This is a genomic window from uncultured Algibacter sp., assembly GCF_905480415.1.
In the GTDB taxonomy this organism is placed as follows: domain Bacteria; phylum Bacteroidota; class Bacteroidia; order Flavobacteriales; family Flavobacteriaceae; genus Algibacter_B.
The window spans coordinates 1-5,120 of sequence record NZ_CAJQQI010000142.1; the positions used below are offsets into that span (position 1 = coordinate 1).

Here is a 5,120-nt window from a genome sequence, read left to right on the forward strand (position 1 = left end):
TTTAAAAGTTTTTGAATATCATGAAAATGAAGTCCAGTTGTTGGTTCATCGAAAATAAAAAGCGTATTATCTTTTTTGCTTCCTTTACCTAAAAACGAAGCGAGTTTAATACGTTGTGCTTCGCCACCAGAAAGGGTAGAGGAGCTTTGGCCTAAAGTCACATAGCCTAAACCAACATCTTGCAGCGGTTGTAGTTTGTTTTTTATTTTAGTTTGCTCAGTAGATTCAAAAAAGGCTATGGCATCATCAATAGTTAGATTAAGGATATCGTCAATATTCTTATCCCCAAAAGTGACTTCAAGAACTTCTTTTTTAAAGCGTTTTCCTTTACAAGTTTCACATTCTAAATGCACATCGGCCATAAATTGCATTTCAATAGTCACTTCACCTTCACCTTTACAAGTCTCACAGCGTCCGCCATCTACATTAAAAGAAAAATGTTTTGCTTGATAATTTCTAATAGTACTTAGTTTCTGTTTAGAGTACAAAGCACGAATATCATCATAGGCCTTTATATAAGTCACAGGATTTGATCTAGACGACCTTCCTATTGGGTTTTGGTCAACAAATTCAATATGACTTATGTTGCTAAAATCACCTTCTAAAGCCGTAAATTGTCCCGGTTTATTACCAAAATCAGTTAATTTTTTTTGAAGTGCAGGGAATAATATTTTTTTAACTAAGGTGCTTTTTCCACTTCCAGAAACACCGGTAATAACCGTAAGCATGCCTAACGGAAAGCTAACATCTATATTTTTAAGGTTGTTCTCTCTAGCTCCAACAATATCAATATGATATTTTGACGTTCTTCTAGTTTTTGGAACTTCAATTTTTAGATCTTCATTTAGATATTTAGCCGTTAACGAGTCTGAAGCTAAAATATCCTTATAATTACCTTCGGCCACGACATGACCTCCTAAGGTTCCAGCCTCTGGGCCGATATCTATAATGTAGTCTGCAGCTTTCATAATATCTTCATCATGCTCAACCACAATAACCGTATTCCCTAAATCGCGTAACGATTTTAAAACAGAAATTAAACGCTCTGTGTCTTTTGGATGCAGACCGATACTAGGTTCATCCAGAATATACATGGAGCCTACCAAACTACTCCCTAATGATGTTGCAAGATTTATACGCTGACTTTCACCACCTGAAAGGGTATTAGATTTTCTATTCAGCGTTAAATAATCTAAACCTACATTGGCTAGAAATGCTAATCGGTTATTAATTTCTTTTAATAATCTATTAGCGATATGTGTGTCGTGATCGTTTAATTCTAATTGTTTAAAGAAGGTGGTGAGTTTATCTAAAGGCATTTCCACCAAATCGGTAATCGTAGCACCTATAATTTTTACATAATTAGCCTCAACGCGTAAACGCTTGCCATTACAGGTTTTACATTTTGTTTTTCCGCGGTAACGAGATAACATCACCCGGTTTTGAATTTTATAAGCTTTAGATTCTAATTCCGCAAAGAACGAATTTAAACCTTCAAAATATTGATTGCCAGTCCAAATTAATTTCTTCTGAGCATCTGTCAATTCAAAATAAGGCTTATGAATGGGAAAATCGAACTTATGCGAATTATTAACTAATTGGTCTTTATACCAGCTCATGCTTTCTCCACGCCATGGGAAAATAGCACTTTCATAAACTGAGAGTGCCGTATTTGGAATTACTAAATCATCATCAATACCAATAATATCTCCATAGCCTTCACACTTAGGGCATGCGCCATAAGGGTTGTTAAAACTAAATAAATGAACATTAGGCTCTAAGAAGCTGATGCCATCCAAATCAAACTTATTACTGAAAGCGCGTTGTTTGCTATCGCTTAATGTTTCTATGATGCATTGACCTTTTCCTTCAAAAAAAGAGGTTTGTATGGCATCAGCTAGGCGGTTTAAAAAATCTTCATCATCTTTTGTAATAACTCTATCTACAACCAATAAAACACTGTCCTTTTTAGTTAGCGTGTTTACCTCATCAATCCTTAAAACGGAGTTATTTACTTGTATTCTAGCATAACCTTGTTGTTGCAACGTTTTAAGTTTGTGTTCTATACTGCGTCCTTCTTCTAAATAAATAGGAGCGAGGAGGAGAAGTTTTTCACCTTCTGAAAATGTTTTTATATAACTTATAACATCTGAAACGGTATCCTTTTTAACTTCTAAACCAGAAATAGGCGAGTAGGTTTTACCTATTCGGGCAAATAATAATTTTAAATAATCATAAATTTCTGTAGTGGTACCAACAGTTGAACGCGGATTGGTAGAATTTACTTTTTGTTCAATGGCAATTGCAGGTGCAATACCTTTTATATAATCTACTTTGGGTTTATTTAATCTCCCTAAGAACTGACGCGCATAACTCGATAAGCTTTCTACATAACGTCGTTGTCCTTCTGCATAAAGTGTATCAAACGCTAAACTAGACTTTCCGGAACCTGACAAACCCGTTATTACAACTAATTTATTTCTGGGAATAACAACATCAATATTTTTAAGGTTATGTAATCGTGCACCTTTTATAATGATGTTTTCTTTTGGATTTACTTCGGAAATAGCAGTGTTCATAGGTTTTTCAAGAGAATAATTCCGTAAAGATACTACAAGTAAGCGAGCATAAAAAATTACCGTTTATCGAATATATTGTTAAAAAAAATGTGATTTATTGTTTTTAGGAAGGAATGTTCTTATCTTTGATTGTATAATAACTTCAAAAACACACTTCTATAGTATAAAATTACTTTTAAACTTAATAACCCCAAGCAACGAAAATCTATTTCGTGCATTAAAAGTAAATATTATGCGACAACAACTTATTACGGACGCCTCATTAGTTAGTAACTATATTAATGGAGACGAAAAATCCATAGAAATTCTAATTAAAAGGCACAAACAGAAAATTTACAGTTTTATTTATTCAAAAGTATACGACAGAGATGTTGCTGAAGATATTTTTCAGGATACCTTTATTAAAGTGATACGTACGCTAAGACGCGGCGCTTATAATGAAGAAGGTAAATTTTACCATGGGTGATGCGTATTTCTCATAACTTGGTGATTGATTTCTTTAGAAAAAATAACAGAATGCCAAAATTTGACAATGCAGGTGATTTTAATATTTTTTCAGTGTTAAGTGATAGCAGTTTAAATGCTGAAAAAACCATTATCAAAGAACAGGTTGAAAATGACGTAAGACGTTTATTAGATGAGCTTCCAGTTGATCAAAAAGAAGTATTAATGATGCGTATTTATAATGATATGAGTTTTAAAGAAATATCAGACAGAACAGGTGTTAGTATTAATACAGCATTGGGAAGAATGCGTTATGCCTTAATTAATTTACGTAAGATTATTGATAAACACAATATCGTTTTGACGAATTGATACAATAAAGAGTATTTTGCTACGTTATTGGTATAAATAATCCCTTAACTTTAAAAAATGGCAAAAATTTACTCTGAAAATTCTATTAAAAACATAGAAAATCTTGAACCGAAAGAAGAAACGGTTAATTTTCTTTTAAATTATTCTAAGGCTTTAAGTGTTATAAATTATAATAAATTAAAGTTTGAAGCACTTTTAAATTAAGTATCTTAAAAGGCCTAATAAACTAAAAGTTATTAGGCCTTTTTATTTTTATAATAGTGTTGAAGTACAGATTGTCTTCCTATCGTTTTAGTAATAATATCTTTATCTAGATCCCAGCCTCTTGCAGGTGAATATTGTCGCCCATACCAAATTATTTGGAGGTGTAACTCATTCCATAATTCCATTGGAAACAAACGTTTAGCATCTTTTTCAGTTTGAACTACATTTTTACCAGTGGTTAAATTCCAACGATATAGTAATCTGTGAATATGCGTGTCAACAGGAAATGCAGGAACACCAAAAGCTTGAGACATTACTACACTCGCGGTTTTATGTCCAACGGCGGGCAATTCTTCTAAAAACTCAAAACTCTGTGGGACCTCTCCATTATGTTTGTCAATAAGAATTTTTGATAATCCATGAATACCTTTACTTTTCATAGGTGATAAGCCGACAGGTTTAATAATCTCACGAATATCTTCAACAGAAAGCTTAATCATATCATACGGATTATCTGCTCTTTCGAATAAAAGAGGCGTAATTTTATTAACACGAACGTCAGTACTTTGCGCAGATAGCAATACGGCTATTAATAAGGTATATGGGTCTTTATGATCTAAAGGAATAGGGATTTCAGGATAAAGTGTGTAAAGTGTATTAATAACAAAGTTAATTTTCTCTTTCTTAGTCATAAAACGTATTTTTGTTAGAAATTCAAAGTTAAGACTATGAACACACTAAAACAAGGTGATGCCGTTCCTGATTTTACGGCTAAAGATGAACAAGGAAATACAATTTCATTAAGTGACTACAGAGGAAAAAAGCTGATTGTATTTTTTTATCCAAAAGCAAGTACTCCTGGGTGTACCGTGGAAGCTTGTAATTTAAGAGACAATTATAAAACGTTGCAAGCGCAAGGCTATGACCTATTGGGTGTTAGTGCTGATTCTGCAAAGCGACAAGCTAATTTTAAAAACAAATACGAATTTCCTTTTCCACTTTTAGCCGATGAAGACAAAACGGTTATTAATGCGTTTGGTGTTTGGGGCCCAAAAAAGTTTATGGGCAGAGACTATGACGGCATTCACAGAATGACTTTTTTAATAGATGAAAATGGCTTGGTTGAGCGTGTTATAGCGAAGGTAAAAACGAAAGAACACGCCGCTCAAATTCTAGAAGAAATAAATTAAATTTATTTTAATTTATTTCTTCTAGAATATCCAAATAGTCGCTGATCCTTTATGATATCGGGAATACCTTCTGGAAGCATCTCTTCCCATCCTTTTTCCCCATCATTAATCATTTTTAGAACCTCTCTCGATAAAATATCCATAATATCTGGATTGAAATCTTTTATGTCGAGCATTTTCCCATTGTATTAAAAGAATTTATATAATTCTTTCATACGAGGGTGTACTTTTAAGTTTTCACTTGTATATAATTCTTCTGTTTCATGATTTTTATACGGATATAGATACACCTTTAAGTCTCTGTAGAATAATTACCAAATGCTTCTAAAAT

Annotated in this window: 4 protein-coding genes and 2 pseudogenes; 3 read left to right on the forward strand and 3 right to left on the reverse strand. The window is 32.9% G+C overall.

Annotated elements, in window-relative coordinates; all coding sequences use genetic code 11:
- The coding region (gene uvrA / locus QZ260_RS09640; RefSeq protein WP_295985538.1) for an excinuclease ABC subunit UvrA at positions 1 to 2,579 on the reverse strand (2,579 nt) is incomplete at its 3' end.
- Between the two features lie 232 nt (positions 2,580 to 2,811).
- Here uvrA and QZ260_RS09645 point away from each other — a divergent pair.
- Positions 2,812 to 3,395: pseudogene (locus QZ260_RS09645) on the forward strand (sigma-70 family RNA polymerase sigma factor).
- 57 nt (positions 3,396 to 3,452) lie between these two features.
- Complete coding sequence (locus tag QZ260_RS09650; RefSeq protein WP_295985541.1) at positions 3,453 to 3,599, forward strand: hypothetical protein; 147 nt, start codon at positions 3,453 to 3,455, stop codon at positions 3,597 to 3,599.
- A 32-nt stretch (positions 3,600 to 3,631) separates the two neighbouring features.
- Here the strand turns inward: QZ260_RS09650 and nth are convergent, their stop codons facing one another.
- On the reverse strand, positions 3,632 to 4,291 hold the full coding sequence (gene nth / locus QZ260_RS09655) for an endonuclease III (RefSeq protein WP_295985544.1): 660 nt from the start codon (positions 4,289 to 4,291) through the stop codon (positions 3,632 to 3,634).
- A 36-nt stretch (positions 4,292 to 4,327) separates the two neighbouring features.
- Here nth and bcp point away from each other — a divergent pair, with 36 nt between their 5' ends.
- A complete protein-coding gene (bcp, locus tag QZ260_RS09660) occupies positions 4,328 to 4,789 on the forward strand; it encodes a thioredoxin-dependent thiol peroxidase (protein WP_295985546.1) in 462 nt (153 codons plus the stop codon).
- Between the two features lie 2 nt (positions 4,790 to 4,791).
- On the opposite strand, the pseudogene QZ260_RS09665 reads toward bcp, so the two are convergent.
- Positions 4,792 to 5,120: pseudogene (locus tag QZ260_RS09665) on the reverse strand (TonB-dependent receptor); the annotation flags it as partial.